The 24,966-nt window shown below is 71.5% G+C and carries 14 protein-coding genes; 4 read left to right on the forward strand and 10 right to left on the reverse strand.

What is annotated here, in order from left to right; translation table 11 throughout:
• Positions 1–171 precede the first annotated feature (171 nt).
• The 3 genes from pyk to pta form a co-directional block, all read right to left on the reverse strand.
• Complete coding sequence (pyk, locus tag AC07FY_RS08660; protein ID WP_479002497.1) at positions 172–1,602, reverse strand: pyruvate kinase; 1,431 nt, start codon at positions 1,600–1,602, stop codon at positions 172–174.
• A 62-nt stretch (positions 1,603–1,664) separates the two neighbouring features.
• Positions 1,665–2,879, reverse strand: a complete 1,215-nt coding sequence (locus AC07FY_RS08665; RefSeq protein ID WP_479002500.1) for an acetate kinase — start codon at positions 2,877–2,879, stop codon at positions 1,665–1,667.
• Positions 2,880–2,946: 67 nt separating this feature from the next.
• Entirely contained in the window at positions 2,947–5,043 is a 2,097-nt protein-coding gene (gene pta, locus AC07FY_RS08670; RefSeq protein ID WP_479002503.1) for a phosphate acetyltransferase, read from the reverse strand.
• 226 nt (positions 5,044–5,269) lie between these two features.
• Here pta and AC07FY_RS08675 point away from each other — a divergent pair, with 226 nt between their 5' ends.
• A complete protein-coding gene (locus AC07FY_RS08675) occupies positions 5,270–6,295 on the forward strand; it encodes an ATP-dependent 6-phosphofructokinase (RefSeq protein ID WP_479002506.1) in 1,026 nt (341 codons plus the stop codon).
• 25 nt (positions 6,296–6,320) lie between these two features.
• Here AC07FY_RS08675 and AC07FY_RS08680 read toward each other — a convergent pair whose 3' ends face one another.
• From AC07FY_RS08680 to AC07FY_RS08700, 5 genes are all read right to left on the reverse strand, one after another.
• Positions 6,321–7,010, reverse strand: a complete 690-nt coding sequence (locus AC07FY_RS08680) for a helix-turn-helix domain-containing protein (protein ID WP_479002509.1) — start codon at positions 7,008–7,010, stop codon at positions 6,321–6,323.
• Positions 7,011–7,349: 339 nt separating this feature from the next.
• Entirely contained in the window at positions 7,350–9,635 is a 2,286-nt protein-coding gene (glgB, locus tag AC07FY_RS08685) for a 1,4-alpha-glucan branching enzyme (protein ID WP_479002510.1), read from the reverse strand.
• Positions 9,632–11,098 (reverse strand): maltokinase N-terminal cap-like domain-containing protein, encoded by a 1,467-nt coding sequence (locus AC07FY_RS08690; protein WP_479002512.1) that lies wholly within the window; start codon positions 11,096–11,098, stop codon positions 9,632–9,634. Before AC07FY_RS08690 ends, glgB begins: the two co-directional genes overlap by 4 nt.
• 167 nt (positions 11,099–11,265) lie before the next feature.
• A complete protein-coding gene (gene treS / locus AC07FY_RS08695; protein ID WP_479002515.1) occupies positions 11,266–13,008 on the reverse strand; it encodes a maltose alpha-D-glucosyltransferase in 1,743 nt (580 codons plus the stop codon).
• On the reverse strand, positions 13,005–14,999 hold the full coding sequence (locus tag AC07FY_RS08700) for an alpha-1,4-glucan--maltose-1-phosphate maltosyltransferase (RefSeq protein WP_479002518.1): 1,995 nt from the start codon (positions 14,997–14,999) through the stop codon (positions 13,005–13,007). Before AC07FY_RS08700 ends, treS begins: the two co-directional genes overlap by 4 nt.
• A 730-nt stretch (positions 15,000–15,729) precedes the next feature.
• Here AC07FY_RS08700 and glgP point away from each other — a divergent pair.
• Positions 15,730–18,366: an alpha-glucan family phosphorylase gene (gene glgP / locus AC07FY_RS08705; protein ID WP_479002521.1), complete on the forward strand. Its 2,637-nt coding sequence runs from the start codon at positions 15,730–15,732 to the stop codon at positions 18,364–18,366.
• Between the two features lie 165 nt (positions 18,367–18,531).
• Here the strand turns inward: glgP and AC07FY_RS08710 are convergent, their stop codons facing one another.
• The gene (locus tag AC07FY_RS08710; RefSeq protein ID WP_479002524.1) at positions 18,532–20,799 is read right to left on the reverse strand and encodes a M4 family metallopeptidase; all 2,268 of its coding nucleotides are present in this window, start codon (positions 20,797–20,799) and stop codon (positions 18,532–18,534) included.
• A 381-nt stretch (positions 20,800–21,180) separates the two neighbouring features.
• Between AC07FY_RS08710 and AC07FY_RS08715 the strand changes: the two genes are divergently transcribed.
• Positions 21,181–22,656 (forward strand): sugar transferase, encoded by a 1,476-nt coding sequence (locus tag AC07FY_RS08715; protein WP_479002527.1) that lies wholly within the window; start codon positions 21,181–21,183, stop codon positions 22,654–22,656.
• Positions 22,657–22,671: 15 nt separating this feature from the next.
• On the opposite strand, the gene AC07FY_RS08720 is transcribed toward AC07FY_RS08715, so the two are convergent.
• Positions 22,672–23,628, reverse strand: coding sequence for a GDP-L-fucose synthase family protein (locus AC07FY_RS08720; protein ID WP_479002530.1), 957 nt, complete (start codon positions 23,626–23,628; stop codon positions 22,672–22,674).
• Between the two features lie 233 nt (positions 23,629–23,861).
• On the opposite strand from AC07FY_RS08720, the gene gmd reads away from it, so the two are divergent.
• The gene (gene gmd, locus AC07FY_RS08725) at positions 23,862–24,875 is read left to right on the forward strand and encodes a GDP-mannose 4,6-dehydratase (RefSeq protein ID WP_479002533.1); all 1,014 of its coding nucleotides are present in this window, start codon (positions 23,862–23,864) and stop codon (positions 24,873–24,875) included.
• Positions 24,876–24,966 lie beyond the last annotated feature (91 nt).

The raw sequence follows: 24,966 nt of genomic DNA on the forward strand, positions 1-24,966 counted from the left end.
GCACAGCCCGGCGGACGTGAAGCGTCCTGCTCATACGACCGCCTCGGGCTTGAGACCGAGGCCCTACAGGGACCCCCCCCCCCCCCCCCCCCACCCCCCCTCCCCCCCCCCCCCCCCCCCCCCTCCCCCCCCCCCCCGCCCTCGGCCTCTGTGCGGCAGAGTCGGTACGCGTCAGTCGCGGGTGGCCCCGCCCAGGTGGTGCACGCGGACCATGTTGGTGGTGCCCGGGACGCCGGGGGGCGAGCCGGCCGTGATGATCATGGTGTCGCCCTCGTTGTGGCGGCCCAGCTTGAGCAGCTCGCCGTCGACCAGGTCGACCATCGCGTCGGTGGTGTCCACGTGCGGGACGATGTAGGACTCGACGCCCCAGCTCAGCGTGAGCTGGTTGCGGGTGTTGACGTCCGTGGTGAAGGCCAGGATCGGCTGGCTCACGCGGTAGCGCGACAGGCGGCGGGCCGTGTCACCGGACTGGGTGAAGGCGATCAGCGCCTTGCCGTCGAGGAAGTCCGCGATCTCGCAGGCCGCGCGGGCGACGGAGCCGCCCTGCGTACGGGGCTTCTTGCCCGGGACCAGCGGCTGGAGGCCCTTGGACAGGAGCTCCTGCTCGGCCGCCATGACGATCTTCGACATCGTCTTGACGGTCTCGATCGGGTAGGCGCCGACCGAGGACTCGGCCGAGAGCATGACCGCGTCCGCGCCGTCGAGGATGGCGTTGGCGACGTCGGACGCCTCCGCGCGCGTCGGGCGGGAGTTGGTGATCATCGACTCCATCATCTGGGTCGCGACGATCACCGGCTTGGCGTTGCGGCGGCACATCTCGATGAGCCGCTTCTGGACCATCGGGACCTTCTCGAGCGGGTACTCGACGGCCAGGTCGCCGCGGGCCACCATGACCGCGTCGAAAGCCGCGACCACGGCCTCCATGTTCTCGACGGCCTGGGGCTTCTCCACCTTGGCGATGACGGGGACCCGGCGGCCCTCCTCGTCCATGACCTTGTGGACGTCCTTGACGTCGTCGGCGTCGCGGACGAAGGACAGGGCGACCATGTCGCAGCCCATCCGCAGGGCGAAGCGGAGGTCGTCGACGTCCTTCTCCGACAGGGCGGGGACGTTGACCGCGGCGCCCGGCAGGTTGATGCCCTTGTGGTCCGAGATGACACCGCCCTCGATGACGATGGTCCTGACCCGGCGGCCCTCGACCCCGGTCACCCGGAGCTCGACGTTGCCGTCGTTGATCAGGATCTGGTCGCCCTTGGCGACGTCTCCCGGCAGGCCCTTGTAGGTGGTGCCGCAGATGGACTTGTCGCCCGGGACGTCCTCGGTGGTGATGGTGAACTCGTCACCGCGCACCAGCTCGACGGGACCCTCGGCGAAGGTCTCCAGACGGATCTTCGGGCCCTGGAGGTCGGCGAGGACGCCGACGGCGCGCCCGGTGTCCTCGGAGACCTTCCGGACGCGGTCGTACCGCTCCTGGTGTTCTGCCTGGGATCCGTGGCTGAAGTTGAATCGGGCCACGTTCATGCCTGCCTCGATGAGCGCTTTCAGCTGCTCATACGAGTCGACGGCGGGGCCCAGCGTGCAGACGATTTTGGAACGGCGCATGGAGCGGATCCTATCGGTTTGTTTCGCAGCGGAATATTCCGGCTGGTGGAAAGTCCAAGTGACTACTCGGTAACCAGTGCGTACGCCTGGGTGGCGATCTCCAGTTCCTCATCCGTCGGAACCACGGCGACGGCCACCCGCGCGTAGTCCGCGGAGACCAGCCGCGGGTGCGGCGAACGCGTCGCGTTGGCCTCCGGGTCCAGCGCCAGGCCCAGCTCGGCGAGGCCGTCCACGGCAGCTTCCCGGACCTGGTGGGCGTTCTCGCCCACCCCGGCCGTGAAGGCCACCGCGTCCACCCGGCCGAGCACCGCCGAGTAGGCGCCGATGTACTTCTTCAGACGGTGCACGTACGCGGCGAACGCGACGCCCGCCGCGTCGTCGCCCTCCCCGGCCCGCCGCAGCACCTCGCGCATGTCGTTGTCGCCGCACATGCCCAGCAGACCGCTCTTCTTGTTCAGGAGCGAATCGATCTCATCCACTGAGAGGCCGCCCACCCGCGCCAGGTGGAAGACGACCGCCGGATCCAGGTCGCCCGAGCGGGTGCCCATGACCAGACCCTCGAGCGGGGTCAGGCCCATGGACGTCTCCACGCACACGCCGCCGCGGACGGCGGAGGCCGAGGCCCCGTTGCCCAGGTGCAGCACGATCACGTTCACGTCCTCCACCGGCCGGCCGAGCAGCGCCGCCGTCGCCCGGGAGACGTAGGCGTGGGAGGTGCCGTGGAACCCGTACCGCCGGATGGAGTACTTCTCCGCCGTCGCGGCGTCGATCGCGTACCGCGCCACGTACTCCGGCATCGTCGAGTGGAACGCCGTGTCGAAGACCGCGACCTGCGGGATGTCCGCCCGCAGCCCGCGCGCCACCTCGATGCCCGTCACGTTCGCCGGGTTGTGCAGCGGCGCGAGGGGGATCAGGCTGCGGATCTCCGCCAGCACCTCGTCGTCGATCACGGTCGGCTGCGTGAACCGCGTCCCGCCGTGCACCACCCGGTGCCCCACGGCGGCCAGTTCGGGGGAGTCCAGGCCCATCCCGTCGGCGGCGAGCTCCGCCGCCACCGCCCCCAGCGCCGCCTCGTGGTCGGCGATCGGACCGAGCCGCTCGCGCCTGCCGCCCGCGGCGCCCGGCCCGGTGAGCGGTTCGTGGACGAGCCGGGAGGTCTCCTCGCCGATGCGCTCCACCAGGCCGACGGCCAGGCGGGAGCGGTCCGCCATGTCGAGGAGCTGGTACTTGACCGACGAGGAGCCGGAGTTGAGGACGAGGACGCGTGATGCGGTCACGGTGCGGGTCTTTCCTTCGGGTGCGGTGGGGAGGTCTTCCGGGCGGTAACGGGCGGTCGGCGCGCGCCTACCGGGCGGCGTCGGGCAGTGGCCGCGCCTGCGCCTGGGCCTGGATCGCGGTGATGGCCACGGTGGTGACGATGTCCTGCACCAGCGCGCCGCGCGAGAGGTCGTTGACCGGCTTGCGCAGGCCCTGGAGCACCGGCCCGACCGCGACGGCGCCCGCCGAGCGCTGTACGGCCTTGTAGGTGTTGTTGCCGGTGTTCAGATCGGGGAAGATCAGCACGCTCGCACGGCCGGCCACCTGGGACTCCGGCAGCTTGGTCGCCGCGACCGAGGGCTCCACGGCCGCGTCGTACTGGATCGGCCCCTCCACGGCCAGGTCGGGGCGCTGGGCGCGGACGATCTCGGTGGCCTTGCGGACCTTGTCCACGTCCGCGCCGCTGCCCGAGGTGCCGGTCGAGTACGAGAGCATCGCGATCCGCGGCTCCACCCCGAAGGCGGCGGCGGTGGCGGCCGACTGGACGGCGATGTCCGCGAGCTGCTCGGCGTCGGGGTCCGGGTTGACGGCGCAGTCGCCGTACACCAGCACCCGGTCGGCCAGGCACATGAAGAAGACGGAGGAGACGATGGAGGCCTCCGGCTTGGTCTTGATGATCTCGAAGGCCGGGCGGATGGTCGCCGCCGTGGAGTGCACCGAGCCGGAGACCATGCCGTCGGCCAGCCCCTCCTGCACCATCAGCGTGCCGAAGTAGTTCACGTCGGTGACCACGTCGTTGGCCAGCTCGACGGTCATCCCCTTGTGGGCGCGGACCGACGCGTAGTACTCGGCGAAGCGCTCGCGCAGGGGGGAGGTCGCCGGATCGATCAGCTGCGCGCCCGAGATGTCGATGCCGAGGTCCGCGGCCTTCTTCAGGATGGCCGGCTCCTCGCCCAGCAGGGTGAGGTCGCACACCCCCCGGCGCAGCACCACGTCGGCCGCGCGCAGCACGCGCTCCTCGGTTCCCTCGGGCAGCACGACGCGGCGCCGCTCGGAGCGGGCCCGCTCCAGCAGCTCGTGCTCGAACATCATCGGGGTCACGCGCTCGGAGCGGGCCACCGACAGCAGGTCGCGCAGCTCACCGGTGTCCACGTGCCGCTCGAACAGACCGAGCGCGGTCTCCAGCTTGCGCGGGGTCGCGGAGTTCAACCGGCTCTGGAGCGAGAAGAGTTCGGCGGCCGTGGGGAAGCTGTTGCCGGCCACCGACACCACGGGCGTACCCGGTGCGAGCTTCGAGGCCAGCGTGAGGATGTCGGGGCCCGGGCGCTCGTTCAGGGTGAGCAGCACGCCGGCGATCGGCGGGGTCCCCGAGGTGTGCGCGGCCAGGGCGCCGATGACCAGGTCCGAGCGGTCCCCGGGGGTCACGACCAGGCAGCCGGGGGTCAGGGCGTTCAGGAAGTTCGGCAGCATGGCGCCGCCGAAGACGAAGTCCACGGCGTCGCGGGCCAGCCCGGCCTCGTCGCCGAGCAGCACCTCGCCACCGAGGGCCCGGGTGATCTGGGCGACGGTGGGGGCGGAGAGCGACTTGTCGTCCGGCAGGACGTAGCAGGGCACGGGGAGCCGGGCGGCCAGCCGCTCGGCTATGGAGTCGCGGTCCTCGGGGGCCACCCGGTTGACGACCATCGCCACGACGTGGCAGCCCAGGCTCTCGTACGCGCGGTAGGCGTTGCGGGCCTCGGCGCGCACGGCCTCGGCGGGGTGCTTGACGCCGCCCACGACGGGGACGACGACGGCGCCCAGCTCGTTGGCGAGGCGGGCGTTGAGCGCGAGTTCGTCCGGCAGGTTGGTGTCGGCGTAGTCGGTGCCGAGGACCAGCATGACCTCGTACTCGCGCGCCACCCGGTGGTAGCGGTCGACCAGCCGCGAGACCAGCTCGTCGGTGCCCTTCTCGGCGAGGATCGCCGAGGCCTCCTGATATTCCATGCCGTAGGCCGTGGAGGCGTCCTGCTCGATCCGGTAACGGGCCTTCAACAGGTCGAAGAGCCGGTCGGGGGCGTCGTGGAGCAGCGGCCGGTAGACGCCGACCCGGCCCGTCTGCCGGGTCAGGAGCTCCATGATCCCCAGTTCGACGACCTGCCGGCCGTCCCCCCGCTCGATGCCGGTCACGTACACGCTGCGCGTCACGCGTGCTCTCCGTCCATGCTGTGATTGTCCATTTAGTGTGCCTTGACCTCTTGACAATACCTCTGCCGGTGGATAAGACGCCCGCCGGAAAAAGCCCTGGCCGGGAGGGTCGAAGGGCCCGGTGTCGGGAGCCGCACAGGACGCGCGGCACCCCGGGCCCGTGGAACAATCGGACAAGCTTCCTCATGACGCCCTTCTTCCCATGTACGGCAGGAGACACAGCACGATGCGTATCGGAGTTCTCACCGCGGGCGGCGACTGTCCCGGCCTCAACGCTGTCATCCGGTCGGTCGTACACCGCGCCCTGGTCGGGCACGGAGACGAGGTCATCGGCTTCGAGGACGGGTTCAAGGGCCTGCTCGACGGCAACGTCCGCCCGCTGGACATCAATGCCGTCAGCGGCATCCTGGCCCGCGGCGGCACGATCCTCGGCTCGGCCCGCATGGAGCGCGCCCGGCTGCACGAGGCCGCCGAGAACGCGCAGGAGCTGGCGAGGCGCTACGGCATCGACGCCCTCATCCCCATCGGCGGCGAGGGCACCCTGACCGCCGCGCGGATGCTGTCGGACGCCGGGATGCCGGTCGTCGGCGTGCCGAAGACCATCGACAACGACATCTCCTCCACCGACCGCACCTTCGGCTTCGACACCGCCGTCATGGTCGCGACCGAGGCCATCGACCGTCTGAAGACCACCGCCGAATCGCACCAGCGCGTCATGGTCGTCGAGGTGATGGGCCGCCACGCGGGGTGGATCGCGCTGGAGTCCGGCATGGCCGGCGGCGCCCACGGGATCTGCCTGCCCGAGCGCCCCTTCGAGGTGGACGCCCTGGTGAAGATGGTGGAGGAGCGGTTCGCGCGCGGGAAGAAGTTCGCCGTCGTCTGCATCGCCGAGGGCGCGCACCCCGCCGAGGGCTCCATGCCGTACGAGAAGGGCGCGATCGACCAGTACGGCCACGAGCGCTTCGCCGGCATCGGCAACCGCCTGGCGGTCGAGCTGGAGCGGCGCCTGGGCAAGGAGGCCCGCCCGGTCATCCTCGGCCACGTCCAGCGCGGCGGCACCCCGACCGCCTACGACCGGGTGCTCGCGACCCGCTTCGGCTGGCACGCCGTCGAGGCCGTCCACCGCGGCGACTACGGCAACATGACGGCCCTGCGCGGCACCGACATCGTGATGGCCCCGCTGGCCTCGGCGGTCACCGCGCTGAAGACCGTCCCCGAGGAACGCATGTACGAGGCCGAGTCCGTCTTCTAGCCGGTCCGCCCCTACGGGGCCGGGATCAGGCGGCGCCGCCGGCGAGGCTCCAGAACCGGTCCACGATCCCGGCGAGGAACTCCCGCCCCGCGTCCCCGCTCCGGGCCTCGCCGCCGCTGCCCCAGCTGAGCGTCGCCCTCATCCGGGACTGGTAGTCCCCGTGCAGCACCTCCAGGACCCGCTCGAGGTGGCCCTTGGGGATCGGCAGCAGCTTGCCCAGCGGCTTTACGTACGCCTGCCACCGGGTGGTCACCGCGCTGCGCAGCAGCTCCGCCAGTTCCTCCTGCTTGCCGGTGGCCGTCACGAACTGGGCCAGCGACAGCCCGAGCACCGTCGCGAGGGCCGCGGACTGGCGCTCGTTGCCCTTCCAGCGGCCGGTGTCCTCCATCTTCTGGTAGGCGCCCGCCTCGATGCCGAGCCGCCGGGACAGCTCCTCCACGGACAGCCCGCGCGAGATCCGGTGCTCCCGCAGGGTCACGGGCTCGGCGAGCAGCTCGCCGGGCGAGCACCACAGGACGCCGGCGAGGGCCGTCAGCTCAGTGGAGGAGGGCGAAATCTCGCCACGTTCCCAGGCCATCACGGTCTCGGGGGCGACGATCAGTCCGTACTGGGCGCGCAGGCCATAGGCGACATGACCGGGAGCCATGCCCAGGGCCGCGCGGAGACGACGCGCGGCGGGGGCATTGAAAGGGGGGCTGGAGTGCACACGGCACACCGTAGAAGTGGCTGGGTGTCGGCGCCTACAGACCAATCAAACAAGCCCATAACTCGTAGGAACGTCCTAGGGAGTTATGGCATTTTGCCGGTATATCCGGCGACCGTCCGGTAATCGGTGCAGTCGAAGATCGCTTTCACCGTACGGTTCCAGCCAAAGCCGGTCGAGGCAAGGCCCCTCACAGGTCCCACACACGGCCTTGACGCCGGCGTCCAGGAACGAGGTCCCTACGAGGTCCCTTCCTGCCCCCTTCGGCGACCCGGCGGAGCGGGCCGGCGCCGGCACCCGCGCCGGGGAAGTGCTGCCCCAGGAGCCGGAGCGGCACCTCCCCGGCGGCCGCTACGGCCGGAACCAGATCGTGGCCAGCGGCGGCAGCGTCAGGCGGAGGCTCGCCGGGCGGCCCTGCGCGGGGACCGGCTCGGGCCGCAGCGGCTCCAGGTGCCGCACACCGCTGCCGCCGTACTCCTCCCGGTCGGTGTTGAGGACCTCCCGCCACAGCGGGACCTCCTCCGGCACCCCGATCCGGTACCCGTGCCGCACCACCGGGGAGAAGTTCGACACGCACAGCAGCTGCGAGCCGTCCTGGGCGTAGCGCAGGAACGCGAAGACGTTGTCGTCGGCCGCGTCCGCCTCCACCCAGGCGAACCCCTCGGGAACGGTGTCCCGCTCCCACAGGGCGGGCGCCTGCGCGTAGGTGTGGTTCAGGTCCCGCACCAGGCTGCGCACGCCCCGGTGGTCACCGGCCGCCGCGTAGGAGTCGTCCAGCAGCCACCAGTCCGGCCCGTGCGCCTCCGACCACTCCGCCCCCTGGGCGAACTCCTGCCCCATGAACAGCAGCTGCTTGCCGGGATGGGCCCACATGAAGCCCAGGTAGGCGCGGTGCGAGGCCCGCTGCTGCCACCAGTCCCCGGGCATCTTCGACACCAGCGAGCCCTTGCCGTGCACGACCTCGTCGTGCGAGATCGGCAGGACGTAGTTCTCGCTGAAGGCGTAGATCATCCCGAAGGTCATGTCGTGGTGGTGGTACTTGCGGTGCACCGGCTCCTTCGACGCGTAGCGCAGCGTGTCGTGCATCCACCCCATGTTCCACTTCAGGCCGAAGCCCAGGCCGCCCTGGTCCGTCGGCCGCGTCACGCCCTCCCACGCCGTGGACTCCTCGGCGATCGTCACCACGCCCGGGCAGCGCCGGTACACGGTCGCGTTCATCTCCTGGAGCAGCGACACCGCGTCCCAGTTCTCCCGGCCGCCGTGCTCGTTCGGCGCCCACTGCCCCTCCTCGCGCGAGTAGTCGAGGTAGAGCATCGAGGCGACCGCGTCCACGCGCAGCCCGTCCACGTGGAACTCCTCGCACCAGTAGACGGCGTTGGCGACGAGGAAGTTGCGGACCTCCTTGCGGCCGTAGTCGAACTCCAGCGTGCCCCAGTCGGGGTGCGCCGCCCGCCGGGGGTCCGGGTGCTCGTACAGCGGACGCCCGTCGAACTCGGCCAGCGCCCAGTCGTCGCGCGGGAAGTGCGCGGGCACCCAGTCGACGATCACCCCGATCCCGGCCCGGTGCAGCGCGTCCACCAGGAAGCGGAAGTCGTCCGGACCGCCCAAGCGCGAGGTCGGCGCGTAGTAGCCGGTGACCTGGTAGCCCCAGGAGCCGCCGAAGGGGTGCTCGGCGACGGGCATCAGCTCCACGTGCGTGAAGCCGAGCTCCTTGACGTACCCGGGCAACTGCTCGGCGAGCTGCCGGTAGGAGAGCCCGGGCCGCCAGGACGCCAGGTGCAGTTCGTAGACGGAGAAGGGCGCCTGGTGCGGGGGCCGGGCCCCCCGGCGCGCCATCCACTCCTCGTCCCCCCACGTGTAGGAGGAGGAGGCCACCCGCGAGGCGGTCGCCGGGGGCACCTCCGCGGAGCGGGCCATCGGGTCCGCGCGCAGGGTGTGGCTGCCGTCGGGACGGGTGATGTCGTACTTGTACAGCGCCCCGGCGCCCACGCCCGGCAGGAAGAGCTCCCACACGCCGCTGGAGCCCAGCGAGCGCATCGGGTGGGCGACGGAGTCCCAGTAGGAGAAGTCCCCGCTGACGCGGACCCCCTGGGCGTCGGGCGCCCACACCGTGAACCGGGTGCCGGCCACGCCCTGGTGCTCCATCGGCTCGGCCCCGAGCGCCTTCCACAGCTGCTCGTGGCGGCCCTCGCCGATCAGGTGCAGGTCGAGCTCGCCGAGCGCGGGCAGGAACCGGTACGGGTCGTGGAGTTCGAGCTCGTCGCCGTCGTAGGCGACCAGGAGCCGGTAGTCCGGCACCGCGGTCAGCGGCAGCAGCCCGGAGAACAGCCCGTCCCCCTCGGAGTGGAGTTCGGCCCGCAGCCCCTTGGCGACCACGGTGACCGACTGGGCGAAGGGGCGCAGTACGCGGAAGGACACTCCGCCCCGGACGGTGTGGGCGCCCAGCACCCCGTGGGGGTCGTGGTGGCGGCCCTCCAGCAGCCGGGCCCGTTCCTCCCCGGCCAGCGGTGGCGCCGGCCGGACCCCCTGCGAAGGGGCGGCGGTGCGGGCCCGCGGGGTGCGCGGTTTCCCGGCGGACGCCTGGGTGGGTGCGGTCTCGTCGCGGACGGTCGGTGTCGGCTGTCGTGCGGCGCTCACGCGAGCGGCCTCCTCGGGGGCGTCTGGCGGGGTTGGGGGTGCGGGGAGATGGAGCCGGGGGCGGACGGGGTCGGCGGGACCCGGTGGGCGGGCCGCTGCGGTTCGGAGAGCCGCCGGATCGCGGCCATCGGGACGTGCAGCCAGTCGGGGCGGTGGCGGAACTCGTAGCGGGCCTCGTACACCGCCTTGTCGGTCTCGTACGCCCGCAGCAGCACCGGGTCCTCGCGGGGGTCGCGGCCCGTCGTACGGGCGTAGCCCTCGCAGAAGGCGGCCCGGCAGTCGTCCGACCAGGCGGGGGCGAAGGGCCGGTGCGAGCGCGCGGCGTAGTCGAAGGAGCGCAGCATCCCGGCGATGTCGCGCACGGCCGGTTCGGGGCGGCGCCGGTCGGCCAGCGGCCGGGCCGGCTCACCCTCGAAGTCGATCAACGACCAGGAGCCGTCGAGGGTGCGCAGGGTCTGGCCCAGGTGCAGGTCGCCGTGGATCCGCTGGGCCGCGACCCCGGCGCCGCGGGAGGCGGCCAGTGCGTCGAAGGCCCCCCGCAGCCCCGCCTCGTAGGGCCGCAGCGCGGCCACCTCCCGGGCGGTGGCGGCCAGCCGGGCCGTCATCCCGGCGGCGAGCCGGGCGGTCTGCTCCGGGCCGAGCGCGACGGTGGGCAGGGCCGAGGCCAGCGCGCTGTGCACCTCGGCGGTGGCCCGGCCCAGCGCGTGCGCCTCGGCGGTGAAGTCCTGCCCCGCCCCGAGCCGGCGCAGCGCGAGCTGCCAGCCGTCGTCGGAGCCGCGCAGGTACGGCTGCAGCACGCCCAGGGTCAGCGGCTCGCCGCTCCCGCCGGGCAGCTCGGCCTCGTACCAGGCGACGGGCGCCGGGACGCGGCCGCAGCCCGCGGCGGCCAGCGCCCGGGGCAGCTCCAGGTCCGGGTTGACCCCCGGACCGACCCGCCGGAACACCTTGAGGATGTAGGAATCCCCGTAGATCAGCGAGGAGTTGGTCTGCTCGCCGGACAGCGGCCTGGGGGCGAGCCCGGCGGGGACGGGCGCGTCCGGGTCCCGCTCGAAGCGCAGCGGTCCGAGCATGCCGGGGGAGCGCAATCGTTCCAGCAGCATCGCCGCGAGCCGGGGATCGCCCAGCGCCTCGTACACCGCCCGGCCCGCGTACGGGCCCTCCTGCGGGTGGCCGACCAGGGTGTGCGCCAGCGCGGAGGGCAGGGACGGGCGGATGCCCAGCAGCAGTTGGTAGCAGTCCCCGTCGACGTCGAGGAGCAGGTGCAGCAGGCCGGGGACGGACCCCGGTGGCAGCAGTTCGGCCGCCGAGACGGCGCTGAGCGTGCCGATCGGCCGGCCCTTGCCGGCGAACCAGCGCTGCGCGGGCAGCCAGGTCCGCAGCAGCGGTTCCAGTGGGCCGATCCCCGTGATCAGGGCGGCCCGGTCGGCCGTGAGCCGACTCCGGGCGGATGCAGCCTCCGACATGGCGTCGCGTCCTTTCCCCGGGCCGTCACAGAATGCGCAGTGTCCCGGATGTGCGGCAGTTGCTTCTCCGGTATGTGCGGGTGTCGGGTCAGGATGGTCCGTACAGGGGCGGGCGATTGACCCGTTCGCGTGCTGCCCGCCCCGTACCCGTCGTGCCGGGGCGTGCCCTATTCGGCGCGTTGCCTGGCGCGTTGCTCGGCGCGCTGCTCGCCGCGTTGCTCGGCGCGCAGCCGGAACCAGTAGAAGCCGTGGCCCGCCAGGGTCAGCAGGTACGGCCATTCGCCGATCGGGGGGAAGCGCACGTCACCCGTGAGCTCCACCGGGATCCGCCCGTTGAACGACCGCAGGTCCAGCTCGGTGGGCTGCGCGCAGCGCGAGAAGTTGTGCACGCACAGCACCAGGTCGTCCCCGAACTCGCGCAGGAACGCGAGCACCGCCGGGTTGGACGACGGCAGTTCGGTGTACGACCCGAGCCCGAAGGCCGGGTTCGCCTTGCGGATCTCGATCAGCCGGCGGGTCCAGTGCAGCAGTGAGGAGGGCGATGCCATCGCGGCCTCGACATTGGTGACCTGGTACCCGTAGACCGGGTCCATGATGACCGGCAGGTTCAGCCTGCCCGGATCGCAGGAGGAGAAACCGGCGTTGCGGTCGGGCGTCCACTGCATCGGCGTGCGGACGCCGTCGCGGTCGCCCAGCCAGATGTTGTCGCCCATGCCGATCTCGTCGCCGTAGTAGAGCACCGGCGAGCCCGGCAGGGACAGCAGAAGGGCCGTGAACAGCTCCATCTGGTTGCGGTCGTTGTCCAGGAGCGGGGCGAGGCGGCGCCGGATGCCGATGTTGGCCCGCATCCGCGGGTCCTTGGCGTACTCGGCGTACATGTAGTCGCGCTCTTCGTCGGTGACCATCTCGAGGGTCAGTTCGTCGTGGTTGCGCAGGAAGATGCCCCACTGGCAGCCGTCCGGGATCGCCGGGGTCTTGGCCAGGATCTCGGAGACCGGGTAGCGGGACTCTCTTCGCACGGCCATGAAGATGCGCGGCATGACGGGGAAGTGGAACGCCATGTGGCACTCGTCCCCGCCCTTCGCGAAGTCCCCGAAGTAGTCGACGACGTCCTCGGGCCACTGGTTGGCCTCGGCGAGCAGCACGGTGTCCGGGTAGTGCGCGTCGATCTCCTCGCGGACCCGCTTCAGGAGCTTGTGGGTGCGCGGCAGGTTCTCGCAGTTGGTGCCCTCCTCGGCGAACAGGTAGGGCACGGCGTCCAGCCGGAAGCCGTCGATGCCGAGGTCCAGCCAGAAGCGCAGGGCGGAGAGCACCTCCTCGACGACGGCCGGGTTCTCGAAGTTCAGGTCCGGCTGGTGCGAGAAGAAGCGGTGCCAGTAGTACTGCTTGCGTAGCGGGTCGTACGTCCAGTTCGAGGTCTCGGTGTCGATGAAGATGATGCGGGCGTCCTGGTACTGCTTGTCGTTGTCCGCCCACATGTAGTAGTCGCCGTACGGACCGTCCGGATCCTTGCGGGACTGCTGGAACCACTCGTGCTGGTCGCTGGTGTGGTTCATGACGAAGTCGATGATCACCCGCATGCCGCGCTGGTGCGCGGCGTCCACGAATTCGACGAAGTCGGCGAGATCGCCGAATTCGGGGAGGACCGAGGTGTAGTCGGAGACGTCGTAGCCGCCGTCGCGCAGCGGCGAGGCGAAGAACGGCGGCAGCCAGAGGCAGTCGACCCCCAGCCACTGCAGGTAGTCCAGCTTGGAGGTGAGCCCCCTGAGGTCTCCCACGCCGTCGCCGTTGCTGTCGTGGAAGGAGCGGACCAGGACCTCGTAGAAGACGGCCCGCTTGAACCAGTCGGGGTCGCGGTCCTTGGCGGGGGTGTCCTCGAACGTGTCGTGGACGGGATCGTTGATGATCATGTGGTGGGTGACCCTCCGGTGGGCGGGGACGGTCGCAGAGCGGTGAGCACGTGCGCGGGCGTGCGGCCCGGTTCCAGACGCACGTAGTTCGCCCTGCCCCAGTGATAGGTATCGCCGGTGAGCTCGTCGCGCACCGCGAGGGACCCGTGCCAGTCGAGGCCGAGTACCGGCATGTCCAACGAGACCGTCGCCTCCTGGGTGTGGTGCGGATCGAGGTTGACGACCACCAGTACGGAATTGGCGCCGGCGTGCTTCGAATAGGCGATCACCTGTTCGTTGTCGGTCGAGTGGAAGTGGATGTCACGCAGCTGCTGGAGGGCCGGATTGCGCCGGCGCACCCGGTTCAGCGTGGTGATCAGCGGGGCGATGGTGCGGCCCTCGCGCTCCGCCGCCGCCCAGTCGCGCGGCCGGAACTCGTACTTCTCGGAGTCCAGGTACTCCTCGCTGCCCTCCCGCACCGGGGTGTTCTCGCAGAGCTCGTACCCGGCGTAGACGCCCCAGGCGGGGGAGAGGGTGGCCGCGAGCACCGCCCGCACCTCGAAGGCGGGACGGCCGCCCTTCTGTAGGTACGCGTGGAGGATGTCAGGGGTGTTGACGAAGAAGTTCGGCCGCATGACGGAGGCCGATCGGGTCCCGGCGAGCTCGGTGAGGTACTCGGTGAGCTCGGCCTTGGTGTTGCGCCAGGTGAAGTACGTGTAGGACTGCTGGAAACCGACGGCGGCCAGGGCCCGCATCATCGCCGGGCGGGTGAACGCCTCGGCCAGGAAGATCACGTCCGGGTCGGACTTGTTGATGTCCGCGATCACCTTCTGCCAGAAGACCACGGGCTTGGTGTGCGGGTTGTCCACCCGGAAGATCCGGACGCCGTGGTCCATCCAGTGGCGCAGGATCCGGCAGGTCTCCTCGACGATTCCGGCCATGTCGGCGTCGAAGTGGATCGGGTAGATGTCCTGGTACTTCTTCGGCGGGTTCTCGGCGTACGCGATCGTCCCGTCGGCGCGGTGGCGGAACCACTGCGGGTTCTTCTCCACCCACGGGTGGTCGGGGGAGCACTGGAGGGCGAAGTCCAGGGCGATCTCCAGCCCCAGCTCGCGGGCCCGGCCGACGAAGGCGTCGAAGTCCTCGATGGTCCCGAGGTCGGGGTGGACCGCGTCGTGGCCGCCTTCGGTGGAGCCGATGGCCCACGGCACGCCCGGATCCCAACTCCCGGCGGACAGAGTGTTGTTCGGGCCCTTGCGGTAGGTCGAGCCGATGGGGTGGATGGGCGGCAGGTACACCACGTCGAAGCCCATCCCGGCGATGGCCGGCAGCCGCTCGGCGGCGGTGCGGAACGTTCCGCTCACCGGTGCCTCGCCCGGTACCAGGACCGCGCCCTCCGACCGGGGGAACATCTCGTACCAGGAGCCGAACAGGGCGCGCTTGCGCTCCACCAGCAGCGGCAGCGGCTTGGCGGCGGTGACGAGCTCGCGCAGCGGCTTCTTCGCGAGCACGGCGTCCACGGACGGGTCGAGCGCGGCCGCGTACCGTACGGACACCTCCCGGTCCTCGTCCCGCATGGCCTCGGCGGCGGCCAGCAGCACCCCGCGGCCGTCCCGCTTGGGGATCTTGGCGGCGGCCCGCGCGTAGATCTCGGCGCCTTCGAGGAGGGTGAGGTCGGTGTCGATCCCGGCGGGAATCTTGATCGCGGCATGGGCCCGCCACGTGGCCACCGGGTCGCTCCACGCCTCGACGGTGTACGTCCACCTCCCCTCGACCTCGGCGGAGACCCGCGCGCCCCACCGGTCGGTGCCGGGGGCGAGTTCGCGCATCGGCACGGGGGGTCGCAGCCGCCCGCTCGGATCGCGGAGCACGAGGTGGGCGTTGACCGCGTCGTGCCCCTCGCGGAACACGGTTGCGGAGATCTCGAAGACTTCGTCCACGACCGCCTTGGCGGGTCTGGCGCCGCAGTCGACGGCGGGGCGGACGTCCAGCACGGGAATGCGACCGATCATGATGGGATCACCTGGGGGCAGTTCGCAGGGCTCGGTGTCAACGGGCCAGTCGGCGTCGCGACTGGTAGTGCACGCTCTGTTCGCTCTGTTTCTAGCCGCTCGGTGGACGGCTGGGCTGCGGGCATGGCCGCTCCTGTCCGCGTTCACTCGGGTGGCGGGAGGGGTCGGGTGCGGTGCGCCGTGCGTGTACCTCGTGTACCCGGTGAGCCCTTCCCACTCTCCCCGCGCGCAATCCGTGCCCTTGGTTAACTACTCGTACGTAGGGCCACGGCCGGCACCGGGTACCGGCTCGACATTCCTGCGGGCGGCGTCAAGCCGGGCAGGACCACCTGAAGGAGCTACATCCCTCACGCGCCCCACTCGTAACCCGACCCTTGCCGCGCCTCACAGCTCACAGGGATGAATATATAGAAAACGGGCAGATCGCGAACGCCTCGGTACGGCCGCACGGGTGCCGCAACCCACCGAAGTTGGCCGGTCCCCTACGGCGGAGGCTGGCGGATCCGTCCGAAACGGACACCGGGCATCCCACGGAGTGGGACAGTCCGGTACGGATCCTGACGGCGTGTCGCCCGGCGCAGCGGCCCGGAGGCGGCCCGGCGGCGGCCCCCGGCGGCCGAGGCGGCATGGCCCCCGGGACGGGGCCGGCGCTAGCCTTCCGGGGGTGATGCGCGGATGCACAGCGTGGTGCGGCCGCCCCGATCCGCAATCCCCTGCGAAGGTGGAACGTGTGAAGGCTATCCGTCGATTCACCGTGCGCCCCGTACTTCCCGAGACCCTGCTGCCGCTCACCGACCTCGCGCACAATCTGCGCTGGTCCTGGCATGCCGAGACCCGTGAGCTCTTCCAATCCGTCGACCCCGAGGGCTGGCAGGCCGCCGGGGGCGACCCCGTCCGGCTGCTCGGCACCGTGTCCGCCGCCCGGCTCGCGGAGCTCGCCGCCGACCGCCGCTTCCTGCGGCGGCTCGCCGTCGCCGCCGCCGACCTCGATGACTACGTGAACGGCGGGAGGTGGTACCAGAGCCGGGAGAACGGCGCGGAACTCCCCGCCGCCATCGCCTACTTCTCGCCCGAGTTCGGCATCACCGCCGCCCTGCCCCAGTACTCCGGCGGCCTCGGCATCCTCGCCGGGGACCACCTGAAGGCCGCCAGCGACCTCGGCGTCCCGCTCATCGGCGTGGGGCTGCTCTACCGGCACGGCTACTTCCGCCAGTCCCTCTCGCGCGACGGCTGGCAGCAGGAGCAGTACCCCGTCCTCGACCCCAACGAGCTGCCGCTCGCCCTGCTCCGCCAGGACGACGGCACCCCCGCCCGCGTCGGCCTGACCCTCCCGGGCGGGCGCACCCTGCACGCGCACATCTGGCAGGCCCGCGTCGGCCGCGTACCGCTGCTGCTCCTGGACTCCGACGTCGAGGACAACGACGCCCAGGCCCGCGAGGTGACCGACCGGCTCTACGGCGGCGGCAGCGACCACCGGCTGCTCCAGGAGATGCTGCTCGGCATCGGCGGGGTCCGCGCCGTGCGCGCCTACTGCGCGATCACCGGGCACCCCGACCCCGAGGTGTTCCACACCAACGAAGGGCACGCCGGCTTCCTGGGGCTGGAGCGCATAAGGGAACTGGAGCGGGAGCGCGGCCTCGGCTTCGACGCCGCCGTCGAGGCGGTGCGCGCCGGGACCGTGTTCACCACGCACACCCCCGTCCCGGCCGGCATCGACCGCTTCGAGCGGTCCCTGGTCGCCCGGCACTTCGGCGAGGGCGCGGAACTGGCGGGCGTCCCCGTCGAGCGGATCCTGGAGCTGGGCGCGGAGAACTACCCCGGGGGCGACCCCGGCGTGTTCAACATGGCCGTGATGGGACTGCGCCTGGCGCAGCGCGCCAACGGCGTGTCCACCCTGCACGGCGCCGTCAGCCGGGAGATGTTCGCCGGGCTCTGGCCCGGCTTCGACCCCTCCGAGGTGCCGATCACCTCCGTCACCAACGGGGTGCACGCCCCGACCTGGGTGGCACCCGAGGTCGTCCGGCTGGGCGCCCGTCAGATCGGTGCCGGGCGGACGGAGGACGCGCTGTCCGTCGGCGGGTCCCCGCGCTGGGACGCGGTCGCCGACATCCCGGACCAGGACGTGTGGGACCTGCGCCGGGTGCTGCGCGAGCAGCTGGTCCAGGAGGTCCGGGACCGGCTGCGGGCCTCCTGGCGCCAGCGCGGGGCGGCCGACGCGGAACTGGGCTGGGTGGACTGCGTCCTCGACCCGGACGTGCTCACCATCGGCTTCGCCCGCCGGGTGCCCTCGTACAAAAGGCTCACGCTGATGCTGCGGGACCCGGACCGGTTGCGCAGGCTGCTGCTGGACCCGGAGCGGCCGGTGCAGATCGTCGTCGCGGGCAAGGCCCACCCGGCGGACGACGGCGGCAAGCGGCTCGTGCAGGAGCTGGTGCGCTTCTCGGACGACCCGCGGGTGCGCCACCGGATCGTCTTCCTGCCCGACTACGGCATGGCCATGGCGCAGAAGCTCTACCCGGGCTGCGACGTCTGGCTCAACAACCCGCTGCGGCCGCTGGAGGCCTGCGGCACCAGCGGGATGAAGGCCGCGTTGAACGGCTGCCTCAACCTCTCCGTGCTCGACGGGTGGTGGGACGAGTGGTTCGAGCCGGACTTCGGCTGGGCCATCCCCACGGCCGACGGGGTCGGCACGGACGAGGAGCGGCGTGACGACCTGGAGGCGAACGCCCTCTACGAGCTGCTCGAGGGCCGGGTCGCGCCCCGGTTCTACGACCGGACCGGGCGCACCGGCCTTCCCGTGCGGTGGATCGAGATGGTCCGGCGCACGCTGGTCTCGCTGGGGCCGAAGGTGCTCGCCGGGAGGATGGTGCGGGAGTACGTGGAACGGCTCTACGCACCCGCCGCCCGTGCCCACCGCGCCCTCGACGCCGAGGCGGCGCGGGACCTCGCCTGGTGGAAGGGCCGGGTCCGGGCGGCTTGGCCGCGGGTCGGCGTCGAGCACGTCGAGGCGCTGGCCGCGGGCCCGGTCAACGGCACGGCCGAACTGGGGGCCACGCTCACGCTGCGCGTGCAGGTGTCGCTGGACGCGCTGCGGCCGGAGGACGTGGAGGTGCAGGCCTTCGCCGGGCGGGTGGACCCGCGGGACGTGATCCGGGACGGGCGGACCTTCCCGCTCAAGCCGGCCGCCGGACCCGACCTGGAGGGGCGCTGGGTGTACGAGGGCCCGCTCGCCCTCGACCGCACGGGGCCCTTCGGCTACACGGTGCGCATCCTGCCGGCGCACCCGATGCTGGCGAGCCCGGCCGAACTGGGTCTGGTCGCGGCCCCGGTGGAGACGGAGGCGGAGGGCGGCGTCCTCCTGCGGTGACGCCGGCCCCCGGGCACGGGGGACGGGCGGCCGGACCTGGCCGCCCGTCCCGCACCGGTGGACGGGGCCACGGACCCATGGAACAGGGCCGCCCGGGGAGGTCTGCTCCCGGGCGGCCCCGTGGTCATGCGGGTTCAGCAGGTGCTCGCGTCACCCCGGTCGGGGTCAGAAGGTGAGCTTCCAGCTGTTGATGTAGCCGGTGTCCAGGCTGGCGGCGTCCCGGACGCGGAGCTTCCAGGTGCCGCTCGCGGCCTCGGTGGAGGCGTTCACGGTGAAGGACTGGACGATGTTGTCCGCGCTGCCGCCGGTGCGGTTGCGCAGGTTGTACACGCTGCCGTCGGGGGCGACCAGGTCGACGACCAGGTCACCGACGTAGGTGTGGACGATGTTCACGTCCACCTTGAGGGTGCTCGGGGCGTTGCCCGTGCGGGTCACCGCGATCGGGGACTCGACCGTGGCGTTGTCGGCGATCTGGTAGTCGTTCAGGTTCTCGAACACGTTCTGCTGGCCGGTGCCGACCGTCCAGGTGAACGACGCGGTGCCCTTCTGGCTCTGCGCGTCGGTCACGGTGACGGTCACGTTGTACGTGCCCGCCGTGGTGGCCGTGCCCGAGATCAGACCGGTGGAGGCGTTGATCGACAGCCCGGCCGGCAGGCCGGTCGCAGAGTAGCTCAGCGCACCCGGGTTCGTGCTGGTGGCCTGGACCTGCAGGCTGACGGCGGTGTTGACCTGGGTGGTCTGGTTGGCGATCGGGCTGACCGTCACGCCGTTGGAGATGCGGGACCCGACGGCCACGCCGGCCCAGGCGTTCGCGACGTTGTTGTAGATGGCGGAGCCCTGGCCGTAGAGGTCGGCGGCGGCCCTCAGCGTCTGGACGCGGGCGTCCGCGTAGTTGGTGGTCGACTTGAAGTAGCCGACCGTCAGCGCGCGGAACCAGATCTTCGAGGCGGCGTCGCGGCCGATCGCGGTGACGGGCAGGCCGTCCGCGGTGGGCGAGTCGTAGCTCACGCCGTTGACGACCTTGGCGCCCGAGCCCTCGGAGGCCAGGTAGTACCAGTGGTTGGCCGGGCCCGAGGAGTAGTGGACGTCGATGGAGCCGATGCCCGAGTACCAGTTGTCCTTGGACGAGCCGTCCCTGCTGGGCTTGTCCATGTAGCGCAGCGGGGTGCCGTTGCCGCGGATGTCGATCTTCTCGCCGACCAGGTAGTCGCCGACGTCCTGCGGGTTGTTGGCGTAGAACTCGACGGCCGCCGCCATGATGTCGGAGGTCGCCTCGTTCAGGCCGCCGGGCTCACCGCTGTAGGTCATGTTGCCGGTGACCGAGGTGAGGCCGTGGGTCATCTCGTGCGCGGCCACGTCGGTGGAGGTGAGCGGCTTGGCGTTGCCGTCACCGTCGCCGTAGGTCATGCAGAAGCAGGAGTCCTGCCAGAACGCGTTCACGTAGTTGTTGCCGTAGTGGACGCGGGTGTACGGGGAGACCCCGTCGTTGCGCAGGCCGTTGCGGCCGTGCACGTTCTTGTAGTAGTCCCACGTCACCTGCGCGCCGTAGTGGGCGTCGGCGGCGGCCGTCTCGAGGTTGGCCGGCTGGCCGTTGCCCCAGATGTCGTCCGGGCCGGAGAAGAGCGTGCCCGTGCCGGAGGTCCCCCGGTTGAGGTTGTAGGTCTTGTGGTTGCCGCGGCCCGCGTCGGTCAGGTTGTAGGTGCTGCCCGACTGCGAGGTCCCGAGGGTCACCTGGCCGCTGTACATGGTGTTGCCGGTGCCGGTCTCGACGGCCTGCCACTCGCTGATCTTGGCGCCGGTCTTGGCGTTGGTCACCACGTGCAGCTCGTTCGGCGTGCCGTCGTGCTGGAGGCCGCCGACGACGGTCTCGAACGCGAGGACCGGGACGCCGTCGGCCGCCCAGATCACCTTGCGGGCGCTCTTGGAGGGCTTGGCCTCCTTGGAGCCTTCCGCGTTCGCGGCGGAGACCGCCTGGCTCTCCGCGGCCGCCGGCGTCACCGAGGCGGTGGTGTCGGCCACCTTGATCTCGTGCTGGGTGGCCTTGGTCACGCTCTTGGTCACGCCGGCCTTGGCGTGAACCGTCAGGTCGCCGCCGAGGACGGGCAGGCCGTCGTAGGTCCGCTCGTAGGTGGTGTGCGTGGTGCCGTCCGCGTCCTGGACGACGTCACGCACGATCAGCTTCTCGCCGCTGCCGAGGCCGAGGGCCTTGGCCGCCTGCACAGTGGTCGAGTTCGCCTCGGCGAGGAGCGTCGCACGCTCCGAAGCGCTGAGGACGCGGTTGGCCGCGCCCGGGTTGGGCTGGGCAGCCGTGCGGGCCTGTGACGCGGTGGCGTCGGCGGTGGCGGTGCCGGTCTGTATGCCTACGGCGAGCAGTGCCGCCGCGGCTACGAGGGCGCCGGCCGCGGTGGCTCGCCTCTGGGGGGTGGACCTCAACGCAGACTCCTTCTGCAAGGGGGGTTCCGGACGGCTGGGTGGGCCTCCGGGCAGAACAGGGCTGGTGCGATGAACGGTCGAAGAGTGCCAGCTGCCCGTCGCGATGTCAGGAGCGCGTCAAAAGGTTGGCCGGAAACGGTTCGTTCTCCGAAGAGACGTCTCCGGTATCCGGACTCTTCACCTTTGCGTGCGAAAGGGGGCTCCGATATTCGGAACGGCTGATACCGGTTGCTAACACTTGAGCAACAAGAGGTCGGGTTGCCCCAATCCGCATTTACCGTACGGGTGTTTGTCGTACTGTTTCCCGGTGCGACAGTCGTTCGTTGCCTGGGGAAGCCGCGGACGCTCGCCCATGTCATAGACCACGTGCCAGGGGGGCCCATGAGGCATGTCCATTTTCCGGCGCAAAGGGTGGCCGGGACGGTCCGTGCGGCGTCGTCGCCGGTACGGCGTCTCGGCGACAAGGCGCGCTGGTACCTGCCCGCCGCCGTGAGCGCCGACTTCCTGGGCGCCGCCGTGCCCGTGGGCCTGGTCTTCTCCGCGGCCCAGCAGGTCCGGCCGGTGTACTGCGCCCTGGCCGCCGCCGTGGCGTGGACCGGGGTGCAGGCGCTGCGCCGGCGGTACGCGGTACGGGCGCTCGGGGAGTCCCGCGGCGTGCTGCCCGTTCTGCACGACTGGCTGATTCTGATCGGCGTGCTGGCCGTGGCCCGCGTGGTGACCGAGGAGGACACGCCCCGGCTGTCCGCCCTCGGGGCCCTGCTGCCCGCCCTGCTGATCACCGTAGCCTGCCACAAGCTGACCTACCGCCACCTCACCGCGGCCCGCCGCGAGGCCCAGGCCGTCAGCCGGGTCCTGCTGGTGGGCGAGCCCGACGCCGCCGAGGACGTCATCGCGCACCTGGCCGCCCGCACCGACCACCCGTACGTGGTCGTCGGCGTGGTCCCGGTCGGCGCCGGAGCCCTCGCCAGCGGCGTACCGGTCGCGGGCCGCCTCGACGCGGAGATGGCCGGGACGCCGGGCGGCGACTCCGCCGCGGTGCTCGGCGCCGTCCGCAGCCACAACGCCGACCTGGTCCTGGTGGCCCCCGGCGCGCGGATCGCGGGCGAGCGGCTGCGCCGGGTCGCCTGGGCCCTGCACGACACCGGAGTGGAACTCGCGGTCTTTCCCGGGCTGGTGGAGGTCTCGGTCAAGCGGCTGGAAACCGTGTCCGCGGGCGGGCTCGCCGTCCTGCGGGTCGCACCGCCGGTCAGCCGGGGCGTGCAGCCCCTGCTCAAGTCCGCCCTGGACCGGGTGGGCGCGGCCGCGGGCCTGCTGCTGCTCTCGCCGTTCTTCCTCGGCATCGTCCTGGCGATACGTCTCGGCTCGCGCGGCCCCGCCTTCTACCGGCAGCAGCGCATCGGCCGTGACGGGATCCCCTTCGTCATGTGGAAGTTCCGCACGATGGTGGTCGACGCCGACGCACGCAAGGCCGAGCTCACCGGACACAACGAGAACGACGGCCTGATGTTCAAAATGCGCCGCGACCCCCGGGTCACGCGGGTGGGCCGGCTGCTGCGCCGCACCTCCATGGACGAGCTGCCCCAGCTGATCAACGTCCTGACCGGCGACATGTCGCTGGTCGGCCCCCGTCCGCCGCTGCCGGAGGAGGTGGCGCAGTACGACGAGGTCGAACTGCGCAGGCTCACCGTGCGGCCGGGGATGACGGGGCTGTGGCAGATCAGCGGACGCTCCGACCTGTCCTGGGACGAAACGATTCAGCTGGACCTGCAGTACGTCGACAACTGGTCCTTCACCAGTGACGTCGACGTGATGGGCCGTACGCTCCGCGCCGTCGTCGACGGCCGCGGAGCGTACTGAGGGGCCCGGGTGCGCTCAGCCGCCCTGCCGCTGCTCGCGCAGCCACCAGGCGTAGGTGGCCGCGATGCCGTCCCGCAGCGGGACGGCGGGCTTCCAGCCGAGCGAGCCCAGCCGTCCGACGTCCAGCAGCTTGCGCGGGGTCCCGTCCGGCTTGGAGGTGTCCCAGGCGAGCCGGCCGGTGAAGCCCGTCACCTCGGCGACGGTCTGCGCCAGCTCCCGGATCGTCAGGTCCTCGCCGCAGCCGATGTTGACGGGCTCGTCGCCGTCGTAGGTGTCCAGCAGCACCGCACACGCGGCGGCGAGGTCGTCCACGTGCAGGAACTCGCGGCGCGGTGTGCCGCTGCCCCACAGCACGACCTCGTCGCGGCCCTCGGCGGCGGCCTCGTGGAAGCGCCGGATGAGGGCCGGCAGCACGTGCGAGGACTCCAGGTCGAAGTTGTCGCCCGGGCCGTAGAGGTTCGTCGGCATGGCCGAGATGTACGAGGCCCCGTACTGCTTGCGGTAGGACTGGACCTGCACGATGCCGGCGATCTTCGCCAGCGCGTAGGCCTCGTTGGTCGGCTCCAGCGGGCCGGTCAGCAGCGCGTCCTCGCGGATGGGCTGCGCGGCCAGCTTGGGGTAGATGCAGGACGACCCGAGGAACAGCAGCCGGCCCACGCCGGCGGCGTGCGCGCCGCCGATCACGCTGAGCTGGATCTGCAGGTTCTCCTCGAGGAACTGCACCGGGTAGGTGCTGTTGGCCATGATCCCGCCGACCTTCGCGGCGGCCAGCACCACGGCGTCCGGGCGGACGTCCGCCAGGTAGCGGGCGGTCGCGGCGGCGTCGCGCAGATCGAGGTCGGCCCGACCCCGGGTGAGCACCTCGTGCCCGTCGGCGGTCAGCCGGCGGGCGACCGCGGACCCCACGAGGCCGCGGTGGCCCGCGACGAAGACGCGGGCGTGCGGGGGCAGGAGCGGCAGCGAACTTGTCATACCGCCGATGATGCCAGTCTCCCGCCCGGGCGGTGGCGGCAGTCCGGGCCCAGCCGGCCCGCACGCCACCGGGCCGGCCGGAACCGGCCCCGCGCGGACCCGGGCGCGAAGGGGCGGAATCGGCGTGTACGGTACGCATCCAGCCTCCGGGACACCGGATCGGGCAGCCCCGGGCGGGCAGGGGAAGCCCCCGCCGGGCACCACGGAACACAACGCACCCCAGGGGGAACCGCATGGGCAAGACCGCGCTGATCACCGGCGTCACCGGACAGGACGGCTCGTACCTCGCCGAGCTGCTGCTCTCCAAGGGCTACACGGTGCACGGGCTGGTGCGGCGCTCCTCCAGCTTCAACACGGAGCGGATCGACCACATCTACCAGGACCCGCAGGCGCCCAACCGGTCCTTCGTCCTGCACCACGCCGACCTCTCCGACGGCGTGGCCCTGGTGAACCTGCTCCGTGAGATACGGCCGGACGAGGTCTACAACCTCGGCGCGCAGTCCCACGTCCGCGTCTCCTTCGACGCACCCCTCTACACCGGCGACGTGACCGGCCTCGGCGCGCTGCGGCTGCTGGAGGCCATCCGTGCGAGCGGGATCGACACCCGCATCTACCAGGCGTCGTCCTCCGAGATGTTCGGCGCCACCCCGCCCCCGCAGAACGAGGGCACCCCGTTCCACCCGCGCAGCCCCTACGGCGCGGCCAAGGTGTTCGCGTACTGGACCACGGTGAACTACCGCGAGGCGTACGACATGTTCGCCGTCAACGGGATCCTGTTCAACCACGAGTCACCGCGCCGCGGCGAGACCTTCGTGACCCGCAAGATCACCCGCGCCGTCGCCCGCATCAGGGCCGGTCTCCAGGACAAGCTCTACCTCGGCAACCTCGACGCGGTCCGCGACTGGGGCTACGCCCCCGAGTACGTGGACGCCATGTGGCGGATGCTCCAGCAGGACGAGCCCACCGACTACGTGGTGGCCACCGGTGTGGCCGCGACCGTCCGCGAGTTCGTCGAGGCGTCCTTCGCCCACGCGGGTCTGGACTGGAACGAGTACGTGCGCTACGACGCCAAGTACGAGCGCCCCAGCGAGGTCGACGCGCTCATCGGCGACGCCTCCAAGGCCCACGACCTGCTCGGCTGGAAGCCGACGGTCCTGGTGTCCGAACTGGCCCGGATCATGGTCGACGCCGACATCCGCCAGGTCGACGACCAACTGGCGGGCGCGACGGTCCGCATCGACCGCTGAGGCCTTATATTTCCCCTACGGTTTGCCGTGTCACGGTCATACCCGCAGATGCGTGTGGGTGTGACCGCGGTAAACCTGCCATATGTCCGTA

It is taken from the genome of Streptomyces sp. NPDC045967, assembly GCF_056430495.1.

Coding starts and splice junctions, on each gene's coding strand:
- pyk (WP_479002497.1), bottom strand. CDS start 1,602: ATGCGCCGTTCCAAAATCGTCTGCACGCTGGGCCCCGCCGTCGACTCG.
- AC07FY_RS08675 (WP_479002506.1), top strand. CDS start 5,270: ATGCGTATCGGAGTTCTCACCGCGGGCGGCGACTGTCCCGGCCTCAAC.
- AC07FY_RS08690 (WP_479002512.1), bottom strand. CDS start 11,098: ATGTCGGAGGCTGCATCCGCCCGGAGTCGGCTCACGGCCGACCGGGCC.
- treS (WP_479002515.1), bottom strand. CDS start 13,008: ATGATCATCAACGATCCCGTCCACGACACGTTCGAGGACACCCCCGCC.
- AC07FY_RS08700 (WP_479002518.1), bottom strand. CDS start 14,999: ATGATCGGTCGCATTCCCGTGCTGGACGTCCGCCCCGCCGTCGACTGC.
- AC07FY_RS08715 (WP_479002527.1), top strand. CDS start 21,181: ATGAGGCATGTCCATTTTCCGGCGCAAAGGGTGGCCGGGACGGTCCGT.
- AC07FY_RS08720 (WP_479002530.1), bottom strand. CDS start 23,628: ATGACAAGTTCGCTGCCGCTCCTGCCCCCGCACGCCCGCGTCTTCGTC.
- gmd (WP_479002533.1), top strand. CDS start 23,862: ATGGGCAAGACCGCGCTGATCACCGGCGTCACCGGACAGGACGGCTCG.